The organism is Kineococcus esterisolvens (genome assembly GCF_050871405.1).
GTDB lineage: Bacteria > Actinomycetota > Actinomycetes > Actinomycetales > Kineococcaceae > Kineococcus.
In genome coordinates this window covers 23124-43751 of the sequence record NZ_JBJLRI010000032.1, presented here as the reverse complement: position 1 = coordinate 43751, position 20628 = coordinate 23124, and the positions used below count along the sequence as shown (strand labels likewise).

The window sequence follows — 20628 nt, the reverse complement described above, 5'->3', positions numbered from 1 at the left end:
GCCTCGCCGTCGTCGTCGAGGACCTCCTGCTCCACCTGGGTGCAGGACGGTCCCAGCCGCACGGCCTGCATCTCCTCGTCGCGCGCGAACACCGGCAGCAGCCCGGGGGGTGCGTCAGGTCTCGGGCGCTGGCCGGTGGCCCGGCGCACCGCCGGCTCAGTCGCGGGCCAGGAGCCCGACGACCTCGTCCCAGGACGACACCACCGCGAGCGCCCCGGCCTCGCGCAAGGCGCCGGCGCGGGCCTCGCGCTCGTGCTCGGGCACGAACTGCACCGTGCCGATCGTGCGGACACCGGCGGCGACCGCTGACAGGGCCCCGTTGATGGAGTCCTCGACCGCCACGGCCTCGTCGGGGCTGATGCCGAGGTCCTGGACGGCGTGCACGTACACCGCCGGGTCGGGCTTGCTCGTCGGCTCGGGCAGCGAGTCCTCGGCGCTGTAGCGGCGCCCGGCGTCGAAGAAGCCGGCCAGGCCGGTGACCTCCAGGCACGCGTCCAGGCGGGAGGCCGCGCTGGAGGTCACGGCCGCGAGCGTGAACCGCTCGGCCAGGCCGACCAGCGGGTCGTGCACCGCGGGGTCCTCGCCCAGCACCGTGCGCAGGTGGGCGGTGACCACGTCCTTCTCCTCGGCGACCCACTGCTCCAGGTCGCCCGGAGCCAGGTCCCGCCCGTAGCCGCGCGCCAGCTCCTGCGCCGCGGCGCGGAAGTTCTTGCCGTTGGTCATCGCCTGCAGCTCGGCGGGGCTGTACGGCCGTTCGGCACCCAGCTCGGCCAGGAAGCGGTTCGTCACGTCCGCCGACGCGGCGTACGCCGGTTCCTCGGACGGGAACAGGGTCCCGTCGGCGTCGCACAGCAGGGTGGTGACCCCGGTGGGGTCGAGGTCGGTGGAACGGTCGGTCACGCGGCGCCCTCCTCGTCGAGCGTCAGGTACAGCTGGATCACCTCTCGTGGACCCTGCTCCTCCAGGGCCCGCAGCGCCACCTCGACCGAGGCGGCGAAGTGCTCGTCCCGGGCGAGGCTGTCGAACACCTTGCGCTCGCTGAGCAGCGAGTCGGGTTCCACGTGCCCCTCCCTGGCGAGGTCCACGAGCCGTTCCGACAGCGGGCCTTCCACGGGGATGTGCTCGCCGGCGTAGTCGTACCCGCGCAGGAACCGCATCCACCCCGCCACGGCGAGCACCAGCAGCTGGTGCGGCCGGTGCTGCTCCAGCGCGGCCCGCAGGGACGGGAAGACGTAGTTCGGCATCTTGGACGACCCGCGCCGGCACAGCCGCAGGAGCTGGTCGCCCATCCGCGGGTTCGACAGGCGCTCCACGAGGGTGCGCTGGTACTCGTCGAGGTCGATGCCGGGCACCGGCGGGAGCAGCGGCACGATCTCGTCGCGCATGAGCTGGACGAGGTACTCCCGGAAGACCTCGTCGGACAGGAGCTCGTCGATGGTCCGGTACCCCGCGAGGTAGCCGAGGTAGCCCAGCGCGCAGTGGCTGGCGTTGAGCAGGCGCGTCTTCATCGTCTCGTAGGGCGTGACGTCCTCGACGAACTGCACCCCGACCTCCTCCAGCGGCGGGCGGCCGGCGCAGAAGGAGTCCTCGACGACCCACTGGGTGAACGGCTCGGTGATCACCGGCCAGCGGTCGTCCACCCCGGTCGAGGCGGCGACGGCGTCGCGCTCCTCGGGGGTGGTGGTGGGGGTGATGCGGTCCACCATCGAGCTGGGGAAGGTGACGTTCTCCTCGATCCACCCGGCGAGGTCGCCGCCCAGCCGTTCGTCGCGCAGCCGCGCGAAGGAGACGACGGCGGTGCGGGCCGCGTGCCCGTTGTGCTGCATGTTGTCGCAGGACAGGACCGTGAACGGGCCGCTGCCGGCGCTGCGCCGGCGGGCCAGCGCCTCGGTGAGCAGGCCGAAGACGGTGCCGGGCCGGCCGGGGTCGTCCAGGTCGGCGCGCAGGGCGTCGTCGTCGGCGTCGAACTCCCCGGTGTGCGGGTCGATCCGGTAGCCGGTGCCGGTGATCGTCAGCGTGACCAGGCGGGTCCGCTCGTCGGCCAGGACGTCCAGCACCGCACCCGGGTCGTCCGCGGTCAGCAGGTAGCGGGTGACGACCCCCACCACGCGGGCGTGCTCGTCGTGCGGACCGCGCTCGACGACCGTGTAGAGCCGGTCCTGCGCCTGGAGCACCTCGCCGATCTGGGGGCTGTGCATCCCGACCCCGACCAGGCCCCAGCCGCGGTGCCCGCGCCGGGCCAGCTCGTCGAGGTACACGGCCTGGTGGGCGCGGTGGAAGCCACCGACGCCGATGTGGACGACCGACGGCACGAGCGCGGCGCGGTCGTAGCCCGGCACCGCCACGGCGTCGGGGAGGTCGTGCAGCGTGCGGTCCGAGAGGGGGACGGCCCGGTCGTGACCGGGGGTCGGTGCATCAGCCAACGCGGCTCCTTCCAGAGGTGCCCGCGGTGCGGGTCGTGTGCGCCCTCCTGCTGGAGCACTCGGCTCGTACCCGGCGGTGCGGCGTCCAAACCCCACCCGACGCGGCGGCGGGTGCATCACTCCGGCCGGGGAGGGTAGGGGAGGACCGGGTGGACGTGCACCGCCCACCGACCCCCAGGAGACCCCCGTGACCGATCAGTCCGCGGCCCCCACCGCTGAACCGCCCCACCCGGAGCAGGAGATCGAGGAGGCGTTCGACCGGCTCGTCAGCGAGGGCAGCGAGCGCCTCGACCGCCCGTTCCTGCCGCTGCTGAGCACCGGGCTGCTCGGGGGCATCGACATCGGCACCGGTGTGCTGGCGTACCTGCTGGTGCTGGACGCCACCGACAGCCACCTGCTGGCGGGCCTGGCGTTCTCCATCGGGTTCGTGGCGCTGCTGCTGGCGCGCAGCGAGCTGTTCACGGAGAACTTCCTCGTGCCGGTCACCGCCGTCGTCGCCCGGGAGGGGAGCGTGGTGAGCCTGCTGCGCCTGTGGGGGGTGACCCTGCTCGCGAACCTCGCGGGTGGCTGGGTGATCACCTGGTTGGTGATCGGCGGCCTGCCCGATCTGAAGGCCACGGCGATCGAGGCCGGGACGCACTACGCGGACCTGCCCATCGGCTGGCAGTCGTTCTGGCTCGCCGCCCTCGCCGGCGTGGTGATCACCCTGATGACGCGCATGCAGCACAGCACCGAGAGCATCGGGGTGCGCATCGTGCCCGCCATCCTCTTCGGTGCGCTGCTGGCGGGCGGTCAGCTGTTCCACTCGGTCCTGGACTCGCTGCTGATGTTCGCGGCCATCCACGCCGGGTCGGACTTCGGCTACGGCGAGTGGCTGCCGCGCCTGGGCTGGTCCGCCCTGGGCAACCTGGTCGGTGGGCTGGTCCTGGTGACGGCGCTGCGGCTCCTGCGCGTGCCGCACCGCGTGGCCGAGGCGCAGCGCGAGGCGTCCTGAGGAGCGGCGACGCGCCCGCGGCCGCGTGGACCCGCCGACCGGTCGGCCGGTGCGCGGGGCGGCTACGATCGGCGTGCCGGGCTTCGCGGCCCGGCACGCCGGCATGGCGCAACTGGTAGCGCACCCGACTTGTAATCGGGCGGTTCGGGGTTCGAGTCCCCGTGCCGGCTCTCCTCCGACCTGCGGAAGCGCTCGGCGCGACCTCGATCGGGTGTCGGGGTGCAGCCAAGGCCCCGATCGGCACGATCGTCACGGCTCCTCACCCCGCGGCGCCGACTGCATCGACGTCGCCGCCTCCCGGCGGGTGCGGCGCAGCTCGCCGGTGTGCACCGGCGGCAGCTGCCCGCCGGCCATCAGCTCGTGCACCTGTCACCGGCTCACCCCGAGCACCGTGGCGGCCTCGTCGGTGGTCGGCGGGCAGCTCGTCCACGAGTGGTTCCCGCGCTCCGTCGAGGGCCCGCTCCGCGGGCCGGGCAGCAGGAGGCCCCGGGCTGCGGCGCCGGCGCGCCGGTCCCGGGGCTCGCTGCTGCCCGTGCGAGGGGGTGACGAGGTCGTCGAGCGGTCGGTGGTGCGCGGAACCCGGTTCACGTGCGAGCAGCTCGGGGACGGTCAGTCGCGGTCCAGGAACGCGAGCACGGTCGCGGCGAACAGCGGGGAGGAGGCGATGTCGTAGTGCGTCAGGCCGGGGAGGACGGCGAGTGCGTGGCCGCCCCCGGGGCGTCCCTCGCCGGTCCAGCCGCCGTCGCGCTGGCCGCCGCCGAGCAGCCCGAAGACCTCGGCGAAGTGGCTCGGCGGGGCCATGTCCGCGTCGGCGGCCATGATCAGCGTCGGCACGGCGAGCCCGCGGACGTCGTCGGTGAGGTCGAAGTCCTGCGCCAGCGCCGCGCCGATCTTGTCCAGCAGGCGTGGGAAGTCCTCCGGGCGAGGCGCGACCCGCTGGTACAGCTCGTGCATCGGGGTGCCCTTCATGAGCTCCGCGGCGGCCGCACCGACCTGCTCCTGCTGCGCGAGGACGTCCGGGTAGGAGGCGTCGCGGCGGATGGTGACCGACGCGGCGACCAGGCGGCGCACCTCGCCGGGGTGCCGGATCGCGACCTGCAGCGCCACCCTGCCGCCCAGGGAGTACCCGGCCACGTCTGCTTCGTCCATGCCCAGGTGCTCGATCAGCGCGGCGACGTCGTCGGCCATGAGCCGCACGTCCAGCGGCCGGTCGACGTCCGCGGTGCGGCCGTGTCCCTGCAGGTCGACGAGGACCACCTGGTGGTCGGCGGTGAACGCGGGCAGGAGCGGGGCGAACATCTCGCCGGACGCCAGTCCGCCGTGCAGCAGGACCAGCGGGCGCCCGCTGCCGTGCGTCTCGAAGTGCAGGTGGACGCCGTTGACGTCGGCGTAGCGACCGGGAGCGGTGGTCGTGGTCGTCATGGTGTGCTCCTCGCGTGTCTGTGTGAGCTGACCGCTGCGTAGACCGCCGTCGTGCCGCGGACTCATCGCAGAGCTCGTCGAGCGGCGCCGCTCGGCTCGGAACCCCTGGGGTCCGGACCGACCGGGGCGGACCGCGCCTCGTTCGGTCCGGTGATGTCCACCCTCGGTGCGGACGTGACGCCCGAAGTGCTCGGTGGGGGCATCGATGCTGCTCCGGGAGGACTGTGCCGACTGCGTGGACCGTGGGTCGAGCACGTCGGCGGTGACGTACCGACGTGGTCTTCACCGGTGGCTGGGGGCGGTGATGCGCAGGGCGGTGATCAGTTCCCTGTACAGGCTGTCCGCGTGCAGGAGCTGCTCGTGGGTGCCGCTGCCCCGGATCCGGCCCGCTTCGACGACGACGATGAGGTCGGCATCGATGACGGTGGACAAGCGGTGAGCGATGGTGACCACGAGCCGGTCGCGAGCCAGGTCGGCGATGACGTCGTGCACGGCCGCTTCGGTGAGGCCGTCCAGTTGCGCGGTCGCCTCGTCCAGCAGGAGCGCGCGAGGTGCGTGCAGGACCGCCCGCGCGAGGGCTACGCGCTGACGTTCCCCGCCGGAGAGGGCGGTGGCGCTCAGCGAGGTGTCCAGGCCTTCGGGCAGGGTCTTCACCCGTTCGGTGAGCTGCACGGCAGCCAGTGCGTCCCACAGGCCGTGCTCGGGGGCCGAGGGGTCGGGCAGCAGCAGGTTCTCGCGCAGCGTGCCGGGGACCAGGGGGCTGTCCTGCTCGACGTAGGCGAAGCAGCGGCGCACTTGTTCGAAGGTCAGGTCCTCGTACCTGGTGCCCTCCAGCTCGACGGTTCCGCGCTCAGGGGTCAGGAAGCGCAGCAGCAGGGCGAACAGGGTGGTCTTGCCCGCTCCGGAGGGGCCGACGATCGCCACTCGGCCGTGGTGCGGCAGTTCCAGCGAGACGTCGGTCAGGGCGGCGCGCCCACCGGGCAGGTGACGGGCGGTGACGTTCTTGAGGGCCAGCAGGGGTGCGTCCGCCGATGACGTGGTCCTCGCAGCGGCCGTGGGCGCTGCGGCGGTGGTGGTCGCGGCACGGAGGGGGCGGTCGCTGCGGGCGGGGCGGGGTTCCGTGGTCTCGGGTTCTTCGAGTTCGAGCTGCTGCACCTCGCGGATGCGGCGGGCCGCGGCGGTGCCGGCCTGCAGTTGCCCCAGTTCCCGGGCCAGGCCGGTGACCGGCTCGACGATGCCGAAGGCGTACAGCAGGAAGGCCACCAAGCTGGACACGCTCAGCAGGCCGGCGTCGATGCGCCAGGCGCCGATGGCGAGCACGGTGATGACGGAGAGGTGGGCGCCGGCGGTCCCGGCGGTCCAGGTCAGGGCCTCGATGCGCACCGCGCGCACGCTGTGCTCGGCGGAGTCACGGGCCTTGCCCAGGATCGTGCCCACTTGGCGGTCCTCGGCACGGTTGGCCTTGACCGTGCGCACCGCACGCAGGGCGCCCTCCAGTGCTCCGCCGAGTTCGCCCAGGGAGGCCTGGGCGGCCTCCTGCGCCCGGCCGATGCGGGGCAGCAGCACACCCACGACGACGCCGACCACGGTCAGGACGACCGCAGTGGACAGCAGCAGCACGCGGTCCAGGACAGCCATGAGCACGATCGTGCCGACCAGCATGACGATCGAGTTGATGATCTCGATGACACCGGAGGAGGCGGCTTCGCGCAGCATGACGGTGTCGGAGGTGACGCGGGTGACCAGTTCCCCGTTGCTGCGCCGGGTCAGGGCACCGGGGCGGGCGGCGAAGTAGCGGCGCACCATCGAGGTGCGCGCCTGCAGGACCACGCGCTCGGCCAGCGTTCCCAGCAGGATCCACTGCCACACCCCCAGCAGGGATCCCGCTCCCAGCAGCACCACCAGCAGGGTGATGGCCGGGGTCAGGGGGGCGTCGGTGCCCAGGGTGTCCAGCAGGCGCTTGGTCACCATCGGCAGGGCCAGCGCTGCGCCGGTCGAGGACAGCCCGAGCACCAGGCCCAGGGCCAGGGCTCGCCGGTGGGGGTGCACGAACTCCCACAGCACCGCCAGGCTGGAGGTGCGCGTTGCACGGTTCACGGTCCGTCCCTTTCCGAAGGTGGGGCGCCGTGCGGCAGCGGTGCTCGCGTGCTGATCGGCAGCGAGCAGGGGGTGGGCCGAGATCCGGGGCGCAGTGGATCGGTGCGACCGAGCGGGCACCGGCACCCGACTGTACCGACCAATTGGGCTGTATTGCAAACCATTTGGTCGGTATTAGTCTGGTGCCGCACGCGCTCGTCGGGAGTGCCGCAGCAGGCCTCCTGAGGGCCGTGGACGGGGGGACCGGTTGCCGGGCAAGGAGCGCGACACCGCCAGGACTCGACGGCTGGTGCTGGACGCGACCGCGCGAGTCGTCGCCGAGCAGGGCGTGGGAGTCAGTCTCGACTCCGTCGCCCAGCTGGCCGGGGTCTCCAAGAGCGGTCTGCTGCACCACTTCCGCTCCCGCGACCTGCTGCTGCTCTCCCTCGCCGAGGACCTGGTGGAGCGGTTCCGCGCCGCGGTCCACGCGGCGATCGACCCGCGTGACCACGCGCGGGGCCGGCTGGTGCGCGGCTACGTCAACGCCACCTTCGACGAACTGCTCGACGGGACCCCCGTGGCCGAGCACGCGCTCGTCATCGCCTCGCTGGCCGTGGTTCCCGGGGTCGGCGAGCTGCTGCGCGAGGACACCCGGCGCTGGGAGGAGGAGTTCGCCGATGACGGCCTGCACCCCCAGCGGGTCACGCTCATCGTGCGGGCCGCCGACGGCGCCGGCATCGCGACCCTGTACGAGGGCAGCAGCGACGCCGCGGAGCTGGAGAGCACCCGCCAGCTGCTGCTGGCCCTGAGCCGCGCCGAAGGGCCGCTGGTCGAGGTCGAGCCGCGCACCGTCGCGTAGGTGCGCGCGGGTCGCGGCCGCGTGCGTGAGCGGGTGGCGGTCAGGGCCTCGCCCCGACCGCCGGCTCCGACCGCCGGCCCCGATCGCCCGCTCCCGCGGATCCGGTCAGGCCGGGTTCGCCGTGGCCGCCGCGCCCGACACCGGGTGCACCGATCGCGTGAACCGGGCGTCGACCTCGCTCAGGCGGCGCAGGACGTGCGAGCCGTGGAGGAGGTGGTCCGAGTAGTGGAACCCCGGGTCGGGGGGGAGGCCCCCGTCCAGGCCCAGCAGGCGCTCGACGAGCAGCGCCGCCCCCAGGCCGGTGAGGTCGCCCAGGCCACCGGGGTGGACGAGGTCGTAGCGGTTGACCGTCGGTGCGCCGTGGCGGTTGCGCCCGCGCAGCAGCACGACGACGTCGTGGGAGGGGTCTTGCCCGATGAGGGTGCAGCTGGAGTCCTCCACGGCGATGGCGAAGCGGGTGCGGGCCGGACGCAGAGCGTCGCCGAGCACCAGGACGTCGACGGAGCTGAACTCGCGCGCACTGGCCCGATCGCCGCTGACGGTCTCGAAGGTGAGGCGGGAGCGGGTGCGCTTGCGGGTCCAGGACCATCCACCCCCGTTGGCGGTCAGCGGTAGGGGGTGGGCCCCGGCGATCTCGGCCATGACCGACTCGTCGTTGGCGGGACCGAGCTCGTCGTGGGGATCGATGCTGGCGACGAGCGTGGCGACGGTCAGGTCGTGCAGGTGGCTCGCCGAGCGGAGCGTCAGGGCGGACACGATGCCGGCGGCCCAAGAACTCGCGTGCACCACGGTGCTCGATCCGGGGTCGGCCAGGTGCACGGTGAGTTCCTGGGCGATGGTGTGGATCCCGCCCGCGAGGTTCACGAACGGGACGCCGAGGCGCTGGGCGTGGCGCTGGGCGTGGTGGCCGGCGTCGGGGACCGCTGCGACGATCGTGGAGAAGCTCCGGTGGGCGGGCAGCAGCAGTCCTGGAACCGTCACGTCGACGGCGAAGGGTTCGGTGCAGTCCACGGCGGCGCTGGCGGCCTCCAGGCGTCGGGCGTCGCGCGCGCCGATGGCGAGGGGCAGGTTCGGGTGCAGTCGGCGCAGGTGGCGGGTCAGGGCGGACCCGACGACGCCGGTGCCGCCGAGAACCAGGACGGGGTCCAGGGCGGCGCTCCAGTGCGCGCCGCGCGGCGTGCGGTCAGCGGCGGGTGCGGGGGTTGTCATGACTCCTCGTTCCAGGTTTAGCAGACCGTCTGGTCGGTATAGTAAGCCGCATGATGAACGAGCACCAGAACCCCCCGGCACCCTTGACCTCGCGCCGGCTCCTCGCAGGGCGTTCCCGCACGCCGAACGTCCCCTCGGTCCCCGTGCGCGTGTGGCGACTGGAGGGCGGCGGAGGGGGGCGATCCCGCCCGCTGCCCTCCTCGGTGCGGTCGTTGCTGAAGTGGGCGGTGCGCCGGATCGTGGCGCGGCGAGGGGTGCAGTCGGTCGACGCCGAGCGGATCTCCTTGCAGGTCAGGGCGGCGGTGCGCGCCTGGGGAGCTCGGAGCGCCTCGCGACGACGCACCCGGAGCCGGTGACGAACCTGCATCGAGAACTGCGGGAGCCGGACCGGGAGGCGCACCGGCAGGGGCGGGAGTTCACTGTCCTGCTCGCACCACGTCGCGACGGGCTCCACCCGCAGCAGTCGCTACCGGCCTGCCGGGTGGCCGACGGGATCGCGGGCTGCGGGTTTCGCCGGGAACCTGGTCGCGCGAGCTGTGCCGGAGGGTCCGGGACCTCCTGCTCGGGCTCGCTCGACCAGGTACACCGCGGAGCCGGTCACCCGGATCGGGGCCCGACGACCGGGCGCCCGGGTGTGGCCGGTCGCGGGGTGGGAACGCGCGACGGCGGGGACGGCCCGCTGTCCCCGGGCCGTCCCCGCCGTCACCTCCTCCGGTGACGTCTCGTCGCGGCGCCCTCGCCGTGCTGCCGGGTGTCGTCGGTTCGCGCAGGTCCGCCGCACCCGCACCGTCAGGGGCGTCGCGCGGCGGAGGGCACGACCCGCCACGCGACGACCGCGGCGATCGAGAGCAGTGCGGCGGCGATGACGGACGTCGTCTGCATGGCCTCGGTGAAGGCGTGTCGGGCCGCGGCCAGGGCCAGCTCGCCGGTCCCACCCAGACCCTGCAGGGCTCGGGTGCCGTTGGCCAGGGACTCCTCGACGCCTTCGACCGCGCCGCGCGGCAGGTTCGGGAACTGCGGCAGTGCTGCGCGGTACAGCAGGGTGTGCAGGGTGCCCAACAGCGCGATGCCCAGCGCCAGCCCCAGCTCGAAGGACATCTCCGAGATGGCTGAGGCCGCACCGGCGCGTTCGCGCGGCACGACGCTGAGGATCGCGTCGACGGAGACGGTGAAGGTGATCCCCACGCCCGTGCCGATGATCACCAGGCCCAGGGCGAGCACACCGTAACCGGGGCGACTCTCCCCGGCGGCCAGGACGAGCAGGCCGGCGGCGGCCACCAGCAGCGAAGCGCCCAGGGAGCGCCCGACGCCCAGCCGGTTGACGACGCCGGCCACGACCGCCACGACCGCGATCGAGGCGATCGTCATCGGCAGTTCGCGCAGTCCTGCCTGCAGCGGGGAGTAGCCGCGCACCAGTTGCAGGTACTGCGAGAAGAAGAACAGCAGGCCGCTGAAGGCGAAGATGGCGATGAGGGAGGCGACGACGGTGCCGGTGAAGGCCGGACGGGTGAAGAGGGTGACGTCCACCAACGGGTCCTCGAGCCCGCGCTGACGGCGCACGAACCACACCACCGCGCTCGCGCCCAGCAGGACGGCGGCGCCTCCGAGCAGGTCCACCCCTTCCTGGGCGGTGTGCTTGACCGCCCACACCAGCGGCACGATCGCACCGATCGAGAGCAGCGCGCTGAGGAGGTCGAAACGCCCCGGGGCGGGGTTGCGCGACTCCGGCACCAGGACGGCGACGCCGACGAGCACCAGGGCCATGACGGGTAGGTTGATCAGGAAGACCGAGCCCCACCAGTAGTTCTCCAGCAGCGCTCCCCCCACCAGTGGCCCCAGGGCCGCACCGCCGGAGGATCCCGCGGCCCACACCGCGATGGCGCGGGTGCGCTGGACGGGGTCGGGGAAGATGTTGCGCACGATCGACAGGGTCGAGGGCATCAGGGTCGCCCCGGCCACGCCCAGCAGCACCCGCGCCACGATCAGCGTGCCGGGGGTGGAGGCGAGAGCGGCCAGCAGGGACGCGCCACCGAAGCCCGTCACGCCGATCATGAGCAGCTTCTTGCGTCCGATCCGGTCGGCCAGGGTGCCCATGCTGATCAACAGCCCGGCCAGGGCGAAGGAGTAGGCGTCGCCGATCCACAGCAGCTGCGTGGAGGTCGGCTCCAGGTCTGCGGTCAGCGACGGTACGGCCAGGGCCAGGACGGTGCCGTCCACGGCCAGGAGGGTCACGGCGAGGGTCAGAGCCGCCAGGGCGGCCCACTGTCTCGCGCCGGCGCGCCCGGCGCTCGGGCGGGCCGGGGGAGTGGGGTGCGGGGCGTCAGCGGTCCCGGCGGGCAGGGAGGACATGGCGGCAACATACCGACCAGACGGTCTGAGTTGCAAACCATTTGGTCGGTAAATGGGTGACGTCCACACCTCCCTCGTGTCTCACCGACCGCGCTGGTCCGGCTGGACCGCCCACCCTCGGATCCGTGCGCATCGACGTCGCCCTCGAAGACCGGGTCGGAGCTGTCGCCGTCGCAGCCGTCGCTCTCGCGGTTCACCGTCAGCGCGGGTGGCGGCCCGTCCCCGAGGCCGTGGTCGTCGGCCTGCCCGCCGGTTGAGGCGCCCAGGCGTCGACGCCCGAGCGGGGGCCACCAGCACCGACCTGCTTGTCGGAGTCGCCGGGGTTCTCGGTGCGGACGAGGCGTGGGTGAGGGGAGTCGACGGCGGCCTCGCCGGAGGGGATCAGCCGCGCACCGCTGCGGCCCTTCGAGACCCGCGCCCCCGCAGGTCGCTGCACCCGGCACGCGCCGTCGTCGCCGTGCCGCAGCAGCACCCCGCTCCGGCCCTGCAGGCCCGCGAGGACGCGCAGGTGCTGTTCGTCGAGCGGGACGCCGACGCCCTGGACGCGCAGTCGCGGAACACCGACCTCGGTCCCGTCCTGGTCACCGGACCGGAGCAGGCCCTCGGTGGGATGATCGGCCGTGCCCGGGGTCCGGGGTGTTCGGGCCGCTCCGGACCTCGGTGGGGTGGTCCTCCTCGCCGGCGACGAGAGGAGACGGTGTGCGGTTGCGGGTCACCCGGGCGTGGTCCGGTTCAGCGGCGCCGTCGGGTCACCGGCCGGAGGAGTGGTGAGCGCGTGAGCGCGCCCGAGGGCGGGGCTCGTGTCCGTTCGCCGCGCGCCCGGCGCGTGGCCGACGTGGTCAACGACGTCCTGGCGCCGTGGAACCTGGCCGTGGTCGTCCCGCCGCTCGTCGGCGCGATGACCACCGTGCCGTGGTCGCGCGGGCTCGCGCTGGGGCTGGTGACGAGCCTGTTCGTCGGCGTCGTGCCGGGGCTGCTGATCCGGGCCGGTCGGCGCTCGGGCCGCTACGGCGACAAGTTCCTGCACGAACGGCGGCACCGGCCGCGGTTCCTGGCCGTCGTGACCGCTCTCGTCGTCCTGGCGGGGGTGGTCACCCGGGCGCTGGGTGCCTCCGGCTCCTCCCTGGTCTTCCTCGGGGTCATGGCGCTCATGGGCGTCGTCGCGGCGGTCGTCTCGCGCTGGTGGAAGATCTCGATGCACGCGATGGTCGTCACCGGCTCGGTCGTGCTGCTGGCGGTGCTGAACTCGTGGCTGGTGCCGCTGCTGGTGCTGGTGCCGGCGGTGTGCTGGGCGCGGCTGGTGGCCAGTGCGCACACGCCGGCGCAGCTCGCAGCAGGCGCGGCCGTCGGCGCGGTCCTCGGTGCCGCCGCGGGCGTCACCTGATCGACACCGCCGTCGGCCTCCACCACGACGACCCGCAGTCCGGCCGCCGCTCCACCGCCGACGGGTTCGCCGACGACGGTCGAGCGGGACCCGGGCGGTTCCGGCTGCTGGAGCGTGGAGGGCGGTCAGAAGGTGTTCGCGCCCTTGGCCATCAGCCCTCCGTCGCAGGTGAGGTGGCTGCCCGTCACGTAGGAGGCTTCGTCGGTGAGCAGCCAGATCGCTGCGTGGGCGATCTCGCCGGGCTCGGCCATCCGGGCCAGCGGGATCTGCTGTGCGGCGGCACTGCGCAGTCGGGCGCGTTCGGCCTCGAGCGCGTCGCCGTCGAGGCCGGAGTAGAGCATCGGCGTGTCGGTGGCGCCGGGGACGACGGCGTTGACGCGGATGCCGTGGGGTGCCAGGTCGAGGGCCGCCGCCCGGACGAAGGCGGAGATCCCGCCCTTGGAAGCGCCGTAGGCGCTGTTGGAGCCGCCGGCGAAACCGACGAAGGCCGAGGGTGAGGACACGCAGACGATGGACCCCGCCCGTCCGCTGGCCTGCAGTGCTCGCGCTGCGGTGCGGACGGTGAGGAAGGTCCCGGTCAGGTTCACCTCCAGGACGCGGTGCCACGTGTCCAGGGACGTCTGCGAGACCGCGGCGCTGATCTCCAGGCCTGCGCCGGCGACGACCGCGTCCACCGGGCCCAGCGCGGTGCCGGCGCGCTGGAACGCGTCGGCGAGCTGGTCCTCGCGGGTGACGTCGCACTCGCCCCACCAGACGTGACGGGCGCCGAGGGCTCCCGCTCCGGCGGCGGCGAGCTCGGCGCCGGCACCGTCGCGGTCCAAGGCGGCCACGGCCCAGCCGCGCCGGGCCGCTCCCAGCGCGGTGGCCTTGCCGATACCGCTGGCGGCACCGGTGATCAGGACGGTGCGGGTCACCGCCCGGCCTCCTGCGCGGTGCTGAAGTGGGTGTGGATGTGCGCGGTCACCGCGCGGTCGAGGGCCTGTTCATCGCCTCCGCGCAGGGCGTCGACGAGCGCCACGTGCTGCGTCGCGACCTCGGTGGGGTCGGTGTAGCAGCGGGCGTCGCGGCGGAAGTAGGCGCGGACGCGCGGCTGGATGCTCCGCCAGATCTGCAGGCAGTGCTGCTGACCGGACAGGGTCACCACGGCTTCGTGGAAGCGGATGTCGGCATCGGCCAGCAGGCCCGCGTCCGCCGCCGCCGCAGCGGTCCGCATGCCGGCGATGAGGGAGTTCAGGTGGGTGTAGTCGGCCTCGCTCAGGCGCGGCATCGCCTTGCGGAAGGCGAAGCGCTCCAGGGCCACGCGAACGGGCACGAGCACGTTGTCGATCTCCTCCTGGGAGACCCCCAGGACCTCCGTGCCGCGGTAGGGGTAGGAGACCACCAGGCCCTCCTGCTCCAGCTGCCGCAGCGCCTCGCGCACCGGTGCGCGGCTGGTTCCCATCTGCTCGGCCAGCGACGTCTCGGTCAGGCGTTTCCCCGGGGGCAGGTGCCCGGTGGTGATCGCCTCGCGCAGGACGTCCGCGACGCCCGCGCGGCGCGAGGCGAGCGCGGGAGGCGGCAGCGGGAACGGATCGCTCACGCGCGGACCCCGCACGTGGGCGGCAGGTGCCGACGGGGGTGGCGGTCCGGCGACATGGCGACCTCCTGGTCGTGTCGGGTGGCGCGGGGCCCGGGGTGGGTGCCCGGGTGGTCGACGGCGGGCGGCGACGTGCCGTGATCGCCTCTGCGGACGGTACCCGCATCGTCGATTGTCGACAACCGGTCGGGTGGCTGGTTACCGTGCGGCAGGTACGCCGGTGCGTGGAACTGCGGACGAGAGGTGCTCATGAGAATCACCCGGGTCGAGACGTGCGGTCTGCGGGGCGCCACCCCCGAGGGGGGCTGGTCCAACGAGCTGCGTCCGGACGACGTCGTCCACACCCTGGTCGCGGTGCACACCGACGACGGCGTCGTCGGTGTCGGCAGCGCCTTCACCAGCGAGGACCTGGTGCGGGCAGCGGTCGACCTGCTGCGGCCGCACCTGCTGGGGCAGGACCCGGTGGAGGTCGAGCGGATCGTGGAGACGTTGCACCAGAGCGCCTTCTGGATGGGGCGTGGTGGCGCGCTCACCCACGCCACCAGTGCGATCGACATCGCCTTGTGGGACGTCGCCGGTCAGGTGCTGGGCCAGCCGGTGGGTCGCCTGCTCGGCGGGCGCCACCGCGAACGGGTCCGCCCCTACGCCTCGGTGCTGATGGACGAGGTGGGGCCGATGACCGAGAACCTCACCGCACTCGTGCAGGAGGGCTTCACCGCGTTCAAGATCGGGTGGTGGAAGTTCGGGCGCGTCGACACCGCCCTCGACGAGCGGACCGTCGCCGCTGCCCGCGCGGCGGTCGGCGATCGGTTGCTGGCGGTCGACGTCGGCGGTTCGGAAGCCTTCTTCCCCGGTGACCTGGCCTGGGCCAAGCGGACGGCCCGCATGCTCGCCGACCACGACGTCGCCTGGTTCGAGGAACCCCTGAGCCCTGACGACCTCGAGGGCTTCGCCGAACTGCGCAGCGCTTCACCGGTGCCCATCAGCGGTGGCGAGGTCCTGACCCGCAGGCAGAGCTTCGCCCCCTACCTGCAGCGGCGGGCCTTCGACATCGTCCAGCCCGACACGACCAAGGGTGGGGGGCTGAGCGAGTCGCGGCGCATCGGCTGGCAGGCCCAGGACCTGGGCATCCGGCTGGTGCCGCACGGGTGGAACACCGGCATCGGCCTGGCGGCCGACCTGCACCTGTCGTCCGCGCTGGTGGCCACGGACCTGGTCGAGCACAAGACCGGGTCCGCCTACGTCGACGACCTCGTGCGCGAAGGCTGGCACCTGGACGCCGAGGGCTTCCTGCGGATCCCCACCCGCCCCGGGCTCGGGGTCACCCTCGCCGCCGATGCGCTGCAGCGGTACGGCACGCGCCCGGCCTTCGCGCAGCCCGCAGCCTGAGCGAGCCGCCACCGCCCCCGGCGCGCGCCTGAGCACGTCGGCCCGCCCGCGAGCGGTGCACGACTCGTGCGTCGTGGTGCTCGCCGGGGTCGGGCCGCGAGGACCTGCGCGGTGGGGCCGGTGCCTCCGCTTCAGCCGGGCAGGGGCGAGAAGCTCCGGCCGCCGTCGGTGGAGCGCAGGATCGTCTCCCCGTCCACCACGACGACCTGCAGCTCACCGTCGTCCGTGCGCGTCCCGCTGATCGCCTGCACGGAGCCATCGATCCGGCCGCGGTCCCGCCACGTCGCACCGGCGTCCTCGCTGACCGCGACGACGCCGTCGGGAGTCACGCCGACGACCTCGGACCCGCCGCTGCCGCCCTGGACGAAGTCCACCAGCACCAGCAACGGCGCCTGCGGCACCTGCGCCCACGTCCGGCCAGCATCGGTGGAGCGCGCGGGCCCGCTCTCGCTCGTGACGACGATCGTGCGGGCGTCCGCGGAAACAGCCAGCGAGTAGGGCCTCACCGGCGGCTCCAGCGACGTCCACTCCCGGCCGTCGGTGCTCGCCCGCAGCGCGCCGTCGAAACCGACCACACCTGCGGAGGAACCGTCCAGGGCGTGGAAGTCGGACTCGCCCTCGCGGGACAACGGGGTCCACGTCGCGCCGCCGTCGCGGGACTCGATCAGGCCGACGGGGTCGGGCAGGTCGGTCCCGGGCCCCGGGTGGCCGGACGCGTAGAAGTGATCGGGACCGGCGATGGAGAAGCCCATCAGGTCGATCACCGGACCGACGCGCACGGGACCGCTCGGCTCGAACCGGAACAGACCGTCGTGGCTGGCGAGGTGGACCAGCCCGTCGGCGGGGTCGACGCCGACCCCGTGGACGTGGGCGCTCGGCAGCGTCACGGCCGGACCCCCCGGAGCGGTGCTGCCGGCGCCGGTCCCCGCGGACGCCGGTGCGCTGCTCGCAGGACGCGTGCCACCGTGGTGCGCGACGCCCTCGCCGGCGTCACCACCACCGCAGGCTGCCGGAACCGTGCCGACGAGGGCCGCCAGTGCGCAGAGGCGAGCGCGCCGAGCGGGGGGACGCCGAGACGGTGCCGGCGCGCGCCCGTCCTGCGCCGCACCGGCGGATCCTGGTCGAGTCCTGAGAGCCACGCCGTCGTCAACGCACGTGTGGCTGCGTTCGTGCCCGGGGCACGCGGTGCGCGCCGGGGCGGGGGTCGACCACGAGCAAGCATCCGGCGGCCGCGGCATCGGCGGGCAGCGCAGGTGCGTGCGGCCCCCCGAGCCGGGGGCGGACGGCCGTGCTCACTCGTCACGCACATCGCTCGTCGTCGAGCGATGTGCGTGACTGAGTCACACCCTGTTCGTGCTCACCCTCGGGGGGGGGGGGGGTGACCTCAGGAGCGGCACTCGCCGCCGGCGCACCCGCCGGCGGACCGCAGGCCTTCGACGACGTGTACGCCGCCGCGGCCGGGACGCCGCTGCGCGTGGCCGCCGGTCAAGGCGTCGTCGCCAACGACGTCACCGACTACCAGGCCGGGCGCACCGTCGTGTGCAGCACCGACGCCGCCCACGGCAGCGTCACCGTCGCCGCGGACGGCTCCTTCACCTACGTCCCCGACCCCGGCTTCACCGGCGAGGACACCTTCACGTACACGGTCACCGACGCGGTGACCCTCCACCCGACCGTCGTCGCACCGCTGGCGACGATCGGCGGCACCACCATCCCCGGAGGCGCGTTCGGTTCCGCGTTGACGCCCGTGCCGGGCGTCGAGGGCGAGTTCTACGGCCTGACCGACCGCGGCCCCAACGTCGACGGGCCGAACGGGGAGAAGGTGGCGCCGCTGCCCGGCTTCGTGCCGGCCATCGGCCGCTTCCGGCTCGTGCGCGACGCCGACGGCCCGCGCGCGGAACTGCTGGCGACGATCCCGCTGCGCGCCGCCGACGGCGTGCCCTGCGACGGGCAGGTCAACCCCCTCGCCCGGACCGGGGAGACGATCGTCGACCTCGACGGGCAGGTGCTGCCCACCTCGCCGCAGGGCTACGACCCCGAGGGGCTGGTGGCGCTGCCGGACGGCACCTTCTGGGTGTCCGACGAGCAGGGCCCGTTCCTCACCCACTTCGCGGCCGATGGCCGTGCGCTGGAGCGCCTGTCCCCGCGGTTGGGGACGCTGCCCCGTGAACTCGCCGACCGCTTCCCCAACCGCGGCATGGAGGGCCTGACCCTCACCCCCGACGGCCGCACGCTTGTCGGCATCCTCCAGTCGGCGCTGCAGGTCCCCGGCGGGACGGGCAACACCTTCGACGATCCGCTGCTGCGGATCGTCACCGTCGACCTGGAGACCCGGCGAACCCGGCAGTTCGCGTACCTGCTCGACGACCCCTCGACCAACAGCGGTGCGGTCAGCGAGATCACCGCGGTGTCGGACACGGAGTTCCTGGTCGTCGAGCGCGACGGGGGTTTCGGTGCCGACAGCTTCAAGCGGCTGTTCCGCATCGACCTCGCCGGCGCCAGCGACATCAGTGGCCGAGGCACCGACGAGCTGGAAACCCGGACCGCGACCGCCGACACCGCGACCGCCGCCGGGCTGCTCGCCGCAGCCGGTGTAACCCCGGTGGCCGAGGAACCGGCGCTGGACGTCAGCGGCCTGGTGTGGGACCTGGACCCGCAGGGTGGCTTCTTCGCGCACGACAAGATCGAGGGCGTCGCGACCATCGACGGCGGCACGACGCTCGTCCTGGCCAACGACAGCGACTTCGGCATCCCCGGGGTCGTCGGGGACGAACCGCCGTACCAGCTGGAGCCGAAGCTGCTGCCCGACGGCCGCCAGGACGACGGCGCCGTCCTCGTCCTCGACACCACCCGTCTCACCGACGGCCGTGCCCGTACGGCGCAGGCGACGGTGCGGGGCCAGGTCCGCTGAAGCCCGGCCCCCTGTCCGCCCCGACGATCGCGGCGATGAGCCCGTCACCCGGGTCGCGCTCGCCGGAGGCCGTCCAGCGCCTCCGGCAGGCGTGCTCAGCGGCGGGGGCGTGACCTGGTTACGGTGGGGCAGCAGCCGCCCACGCCGGAGAGGACGCAGCATGAGCACCGAACCCCACCACGAGGCTCCCGTTCCCCGTGAGGCTCCGTCCCCGCCCGGTGCCGAACTGCCCGCCCTCGTCGACGAGATCGAGGAGCGGGTGGACGCCGAGGTCCGCGAGGTCGCCGCGCGCAGCCGCCGGGAGGAGGGGGCCGGCGACCCCTCCGGCGACCCCTCCGGCGACCCCTCCGGCGACGTGGTGCCCGACGCCGCCGGCGCCGGGGCCGGGCAGGCCGCGGACCCGACGCTGCGCGAGGACGGCGGCGACGGCGACGGCGACGCCCCGGTGTCCGAGCCGACCGGCTGACACCCCCCCCTGCGGGCTCGGCCGGATGCGGCACCGCTGGTGCCGTGCCAGATTGAAGGTCGATCAGCTGAGACCCGACGTGGAGGAGAGCGCACGATGTTCGAGCGACTGAACAGCCCCGAGGAGATCTTCAGCTACAAGCTGGGGGCGGCGCTGACGATGGAGAAGGACACCCTCGCGATGCTGGGCCGCCTCGAGGAGGCCGCCCAGCGCGAGGAGCTGAAGCAGCTCCTGCGCGAGCACGCCGCCGAGACCCGCGAGCAGATCGAGGTCATCGAGCAGTGCTTCGCCCTGCTGGGCGAAGAGGTCGACGACTCCCCGTGCCCGGTGACCAAGGCGCTGGCGGCCGAGGCCGAGACCGTCCTGAAGAAGACCGACGACTCCCTGGTCGACGCGGTGATCCTCTCCGGCGCCCTGGAGACGGAGTACCACGAGCAGGCCGTCTACGAGACGCTCGTCCTCCACGCCCGCGCCCGCGGCGCCGAGCGCGTCGCGACCCTGCTGGAGACCAGCCTGGGCGTGGAGCGCACCGCCGGCTCCCGCGTCAAGGCGATGGCCGAGCGGATCGCCGTCACCGGCGTGGCCACCACCCCCCGGGACCAGGGCATGAGCAGCGGCGTCAAGGCGGGTCTGGCCGCCGGGGTGGCCGCCACGGTCGGCGCGGCCGCGGCAGCGGCGTCGAAGGTCGCCGACAACAAGGGCAAGGAGGAGGCCCGCGAGGCGGCGGCCGAGTCGCTGCGCACCCAGCCGGCCACCACCACCTCCACCACCACCACGACCTCCAGCACCGCGACGCCGGTGGGGGCCGAGCTGAACGACGCCGCCCTGGAGGAGCGCACCGCCGCCAGCGACGAGCGCGGGGGCCGTCACGCCGCCGGCAGCTGACAGCGGCCGGCCCCGGCCGGGCGCGGCGGAGGGCACGACCTTCCTGCTGGCCCGGCACGGGGCGACCGCCCACACCGCGCAGGGCCGCCTGAGCGGGTCCACGGGGCAGGACCCGCCGCTGTCCGAGGTGGGCCGCGACCAGGCACGCCGGCTGGCGGGTGCGCTGCGCGCGGCCGGCGGCGCCGACGTCCTGGCGTGCAGCCCGGTGCTGCGCGCGCGCCAGACCGCCGAGGAGGTCGCGACCGCCCTCGGGCTGGGACTGCGCGTGGAGGACGACCTGCGCGAGATCGACTTCGGCGACTGGGAGGGCCTGACGCCCGCGGAGGTGGACCGCCGCTGGCCGGGCGCCCAGGACGCCTGGCGGCAGCGCAGCACCGAGCCCGTCCCCGGCGGCGAGTCCCTGGAGCAGGTCGGTGACCGGGTGGCGCGGGTGCGCGAGCGCCTGGCCGCCGAGCACCCCGGCGGGCGGGTCCTCCTGGTCAGCCACATGTACCCCGTCAAGCTCACCGTGGTGGACGCGCTGGGGGTGCCGCGGGTGGTGATGCACCGGGCGCACGTGGACCCCACGGGCCTCAGCGAGGTTCGCGCCCTGCCCGCCGGGGATCCGCGCGGGCCGTGGACGCTGCTGCGGCACAACGACTCCGCGCACCTGCGCACCGGCCCGGCCTGAACCCCGCCGGGTCCC

General features: G+C 74.0%; 18 protein-coding genes and 1 tRNA gene. 9 read left to right on the top strand and 10 right to left on the bottom strand.

The window, feature by feature from the left end:
* Positions 1–156: 156 nt before the first annotated feature.
* Together ACRYR8_RS11785 and ACRYR8_RS11780 are read right to left on the bottom strand one after the other, a co-directional pair.
* On the bottom strand, positions 157–900 hold the full coding sequence (locus ACRYR8_RS11785) for an HAD family hydrolase (RefSeq protein WP_432484755.1): 744 nt from the start codon (positions 898–900) through the stop codon (positions 157–159).
* On the bottom strand, positions 897–2423 hold the full coding sequence (locus ACRYR8_RS11780; RefSeq protein ID WP_432484753.1) for a mannitol dehydrogenase family protein: 1527 nt from the start codon (positions 2421–2423) through the stop codon (positions 897–899). Before ACRYR8_RS11780 ends, ACRYR8_RS11785 begins: the two co-directional genes overlap by 4 nt.
* 187 nt (positions 2424–2610) lie before the next feature.
* Between ACRYR8_RS11780 and ACRYR8_RS11775 the strand changes: the two genes are divergently transcribed.
* The gene (locus ACRYR8_RS11775) at positions 2611–3417 is read left to right on the top strand and encodes a formate/nitrite transporter family protein (RefSeq protein WP_432484751.1); all 807 of its coding nucleotides are present in this window, start codon (positions 2611–2613) and stop codon (positions 3415–3417) included.
* Between the two features lie 97 nt (positions 3418–3514).
* Positions 3515–3587: transfer RNA gene (locus tag ACRYR8_RS11770), tRNA-Thr, on the top strand.
* Positions 3588–4026: 439 nt separating this feature from the next.
* Here the strand turns inward: ACRYR8_RS11770 and ACRYR8_RS11765 are convergent.
* Both ACRYR8_RS11765 and ACRYR8_RS11760 read right to left on the bottom strand, forming a co-directional pair.
* A complete protein-coding gene (locus ACRYR8_RS11765; protein WP_432484749.1) occupies positions 4027–4839 on the bottom strand; it encodes an alpha/beta fold hydrolase in 813 nt (270 codons plus the stop codon).
* Between the two features lie 282 nt (positions 4840–5121).
* On the bottom strand, positions 5122–6936 hold the full coding sequence (locus tag ACRYR8_RS11760) for an ABC transporter ATP-binding protein (protein ID WP_432484747.1): 1815 nt from the start codon (positions 6934–6936) through the stop codon (positions 5122–5124).
* A 247-nt stretch (positions 6937–7183) separates the two neighbouring features.
* Between ACRYR8_RS11760 and ACRYR8_RS11755 the strand changes: the two genes are divergently transcribed.
* Complete coding sequence (locus ACRYR8_RS11755; RefSeq protein WP_432484745.1) at positions 7184–7774, top strand: TetR/AcrR family transcriptional regulator; 591 nt, start codon at positions 7184–7186, stop codon at positions 7772–7774.
* 105 nt (positions 7775–7879) lie between these two features.
* Here ACRYR8_RS11755 and ACRYR8_RS11750 read toward each other — a convergent pair whose 3' ends face one another.
* The 3 genes from ACRYR8_RS11750 to ACRYR8_RS11740 form a co-directional block, all read right to left on the bottom strand.
* Positions 7880–8983, bottom strand: coding sequence for an NAD-dependent epimerase/dehydratase family protein (locus ACRYR8_RS11750; protein WP_432484743.1), 1104 nt, complete (start codon positions 8981–8983; stop codon positions 7880–7882).
* Between the two features lie 789 nt (positions 8984–9772).
* Positions 9773–11332: an MFS transporter gene (locus ACRYR8_RS11745; protein ID WP_432484741.1), complete on the bottom strand. Its 1560-nt coding sequence runs from the start codon at positions 11330–11332 to the stop codon at positions 9773–9775.
* A gap of 199 nt (positions 11333–11531) precedes the next feature.
* The gene (locus ACRYR8_RS11740) at positions 11532–11804 is read right to left on the bottom strand and encodes a hypothetical protein (RefSeq protein WP_432484739.1); all 273 of its coding nucleotides are present in this window, start codon (positions 11802–11804) and stop codon (positions 11532–11534) included.
* A gap of 303 nt (positions 11805–12107) precedes the next feature.
* Here ACRYR8_RS11740 and ACRYR8_RS11735 point away from each other — a divergent pair, with 303 nt between their 5' ends.
* A complete protein-coding gene (locus ACRYR8_RS11735; RefSeq protein ID WP_432484737.1) occupies positions 12108–12716 on the top strand; it encodes a hypothetical protein in 609 nt (202 codons plus the stop codon).
* Positions 12717–12841: 125 nt separating this feature from the next.
* Here ACRYR8_RS11735 and ACRYR8_RS11730 read toward each other — a convergent pair whose 3' ends face one another.
* Together ACRYR8_RS11730 and ACRYR8_RS11725 are read right to left on the bottom strand one after the other, a co-directional pair.
* Positions 12842–13630, bottom strand: a complete 789-nt coding sequence (locus tag ACRYR8_RS11730) for an SDR family NAD(P)-dependent oxidoreductase (protein WP_432484735.1) — start codon at positions 13628–13630, stop codon at positions 12842–12844.
* Positions 13627–14295: a GntR family transcriptional regulator gene (locus ACRYR8_RS11725; RefSeq protein WP_432484733.1), complete on the bottom strand. Its 669-nt coding sequence runs from the start codon at positions 14293–14295 to the stop codon at positions 13627–13629. The genes ACRYR8_RS11730 and ACRYR8_RS11725 overlap by 4 nt, the downstream gene beginning before the upstream one ends.
* Positions 14296–14541: 246 nt before the next feature.
* Here ACRYR8_RS11725 and ACRYR8_RS11720 point away from each other — a divergent pair, with 246 nt between their 5' ends.
* Positions 14542–15681 carry a mandelate racemase/muconate lactonizing enzyme family protein gene (locus tag ACRYR8_RS11720; protein WP_432484732.1) on the top strand — a complete coding sequence of 380 codons (1140 nt, stop codon included), beginning with the start codon at positions 14542–14544 and terminating at the stop codon, positions 15679–15681.
* 131 nt (positions 15682–15812) lie between these two features.
* Here ACRYR8_RS11720 and ACRYR8_RS11715 read toward each other — a convergent pair whose 3' ends face one another.
* A complete protein-coding gene (locus tag ACRYR8_RS11715) occupies positions 15813–16568 on the bottom strand; it encodes a F510_1955 family glycosylhydrolase (RefSeq protein ID WP_432484731.1) in 756 nt (251 codons plus the stop codon).
* A gap of 491 nt (positions 16569–17059) precedes the next feature.
* Here ACRYR8_RS11715 and ACRYR8_RS11710 point away from each other — a divergent pair, with 491 nt between their 5' ends.
* From ACRYR8_RS11710 to ACRYR8_RS11695, 4 genes are all read left to right on the top strand, one after another.
* Positions 17060–18592 carry an esterase-like activity of phytase family protein gene (locus tag ACRYR8_RS11710; RefSeq protein WP_432484730.1) on the top strand — a complete coding sequence of 511 codons (1533 nt, stop codon included), beginning with the start codon at positions 17060–17062 and terminating at the stop codon, positions 18590–18592.
* Between the two features lie 160 nt (positions 18593–18752).
* Complete coding sequence (locus ACRYR8_RS11705) at positions 18753–19058, top strand: hypothetical protein (RefSeq protein ID WP_432484729.1); 306 nt, start codon at positions 18753–18755, stop codon at positions 19056–19058.
* Positions 19059–19154: 96 nt separating this feature from the next.
* Entirely contained in the window at positions 19155–19943 is a 789-nt protein-coding gene (locus ACRYR8_RS11700; RefSeq protein WP_432484728.1) for a ferritin-like domain-containing protein, read from the top strand.
* A 43-nt stretch (positions 19944–19986) separates the two neighbouring features.
* Positions 19987–20613, top strand: a complete 627-nt coding sequence (locus tag ACRYR8_RS11695; RefSeq protein WP_432484759.1) for a histidine phosphatase family protein — start codon at positions 19987–19989, stop codon at positions 20611–20613.
* Positions 20614–20628 lie beyond the last annotated feature (15 nt).

What these genes read in the sequence shown, in the direction of transcription:
- ACRYR8_RS11765 (WP_432484749.1), bottom strand. Translation starts at nt 4,839, where the DNA reads ATGACGACCACGACCACCGCTCCCGGTCGCTACGCCGACGTCAACGGC.
- ACRYR8_RS11705 (WP_432484729.1), top strand. Translation starts at nt 18,753, where the DNA reads ATGAGCACCGAACCCCACCACGAGGCTCCCGTTCCCCGTGAGGCTCCG.
- ACRYR8_RS11750 (WP_432484743.1), bottom strand. Translation starts at nt 8,983, where the DNA reads ATGACAACCCCCGCACCCGCCGCTGACCGCACGCCGCGCGGCGCGCAC.
- ACRYR8_RS11700 (WP_432484728.1), top strand. Translation starts at nt 19,155, where the DNA reads ATGTTCGAGCGACTGAACAGCCCCGAGGAGATCTTCAGCTACAAGCTG.
- ACRYR8_RS11745 (WP_432484741.1), bottom strand. Translation starts at nt 11,332, where the DNA reads ATGTCCTCCCTGCCCGCCGGGACCGCTGACGCCCCGCACCCCACTCCC.
- ACRYR8_RS11720 (WP_432484732.1), top strand. Translation starts at nt 14,542, where the DNA reads ATGAGAATCACCCGGGTCGAGACGTGCGGTCTGCGGGGCGCCACCCCC.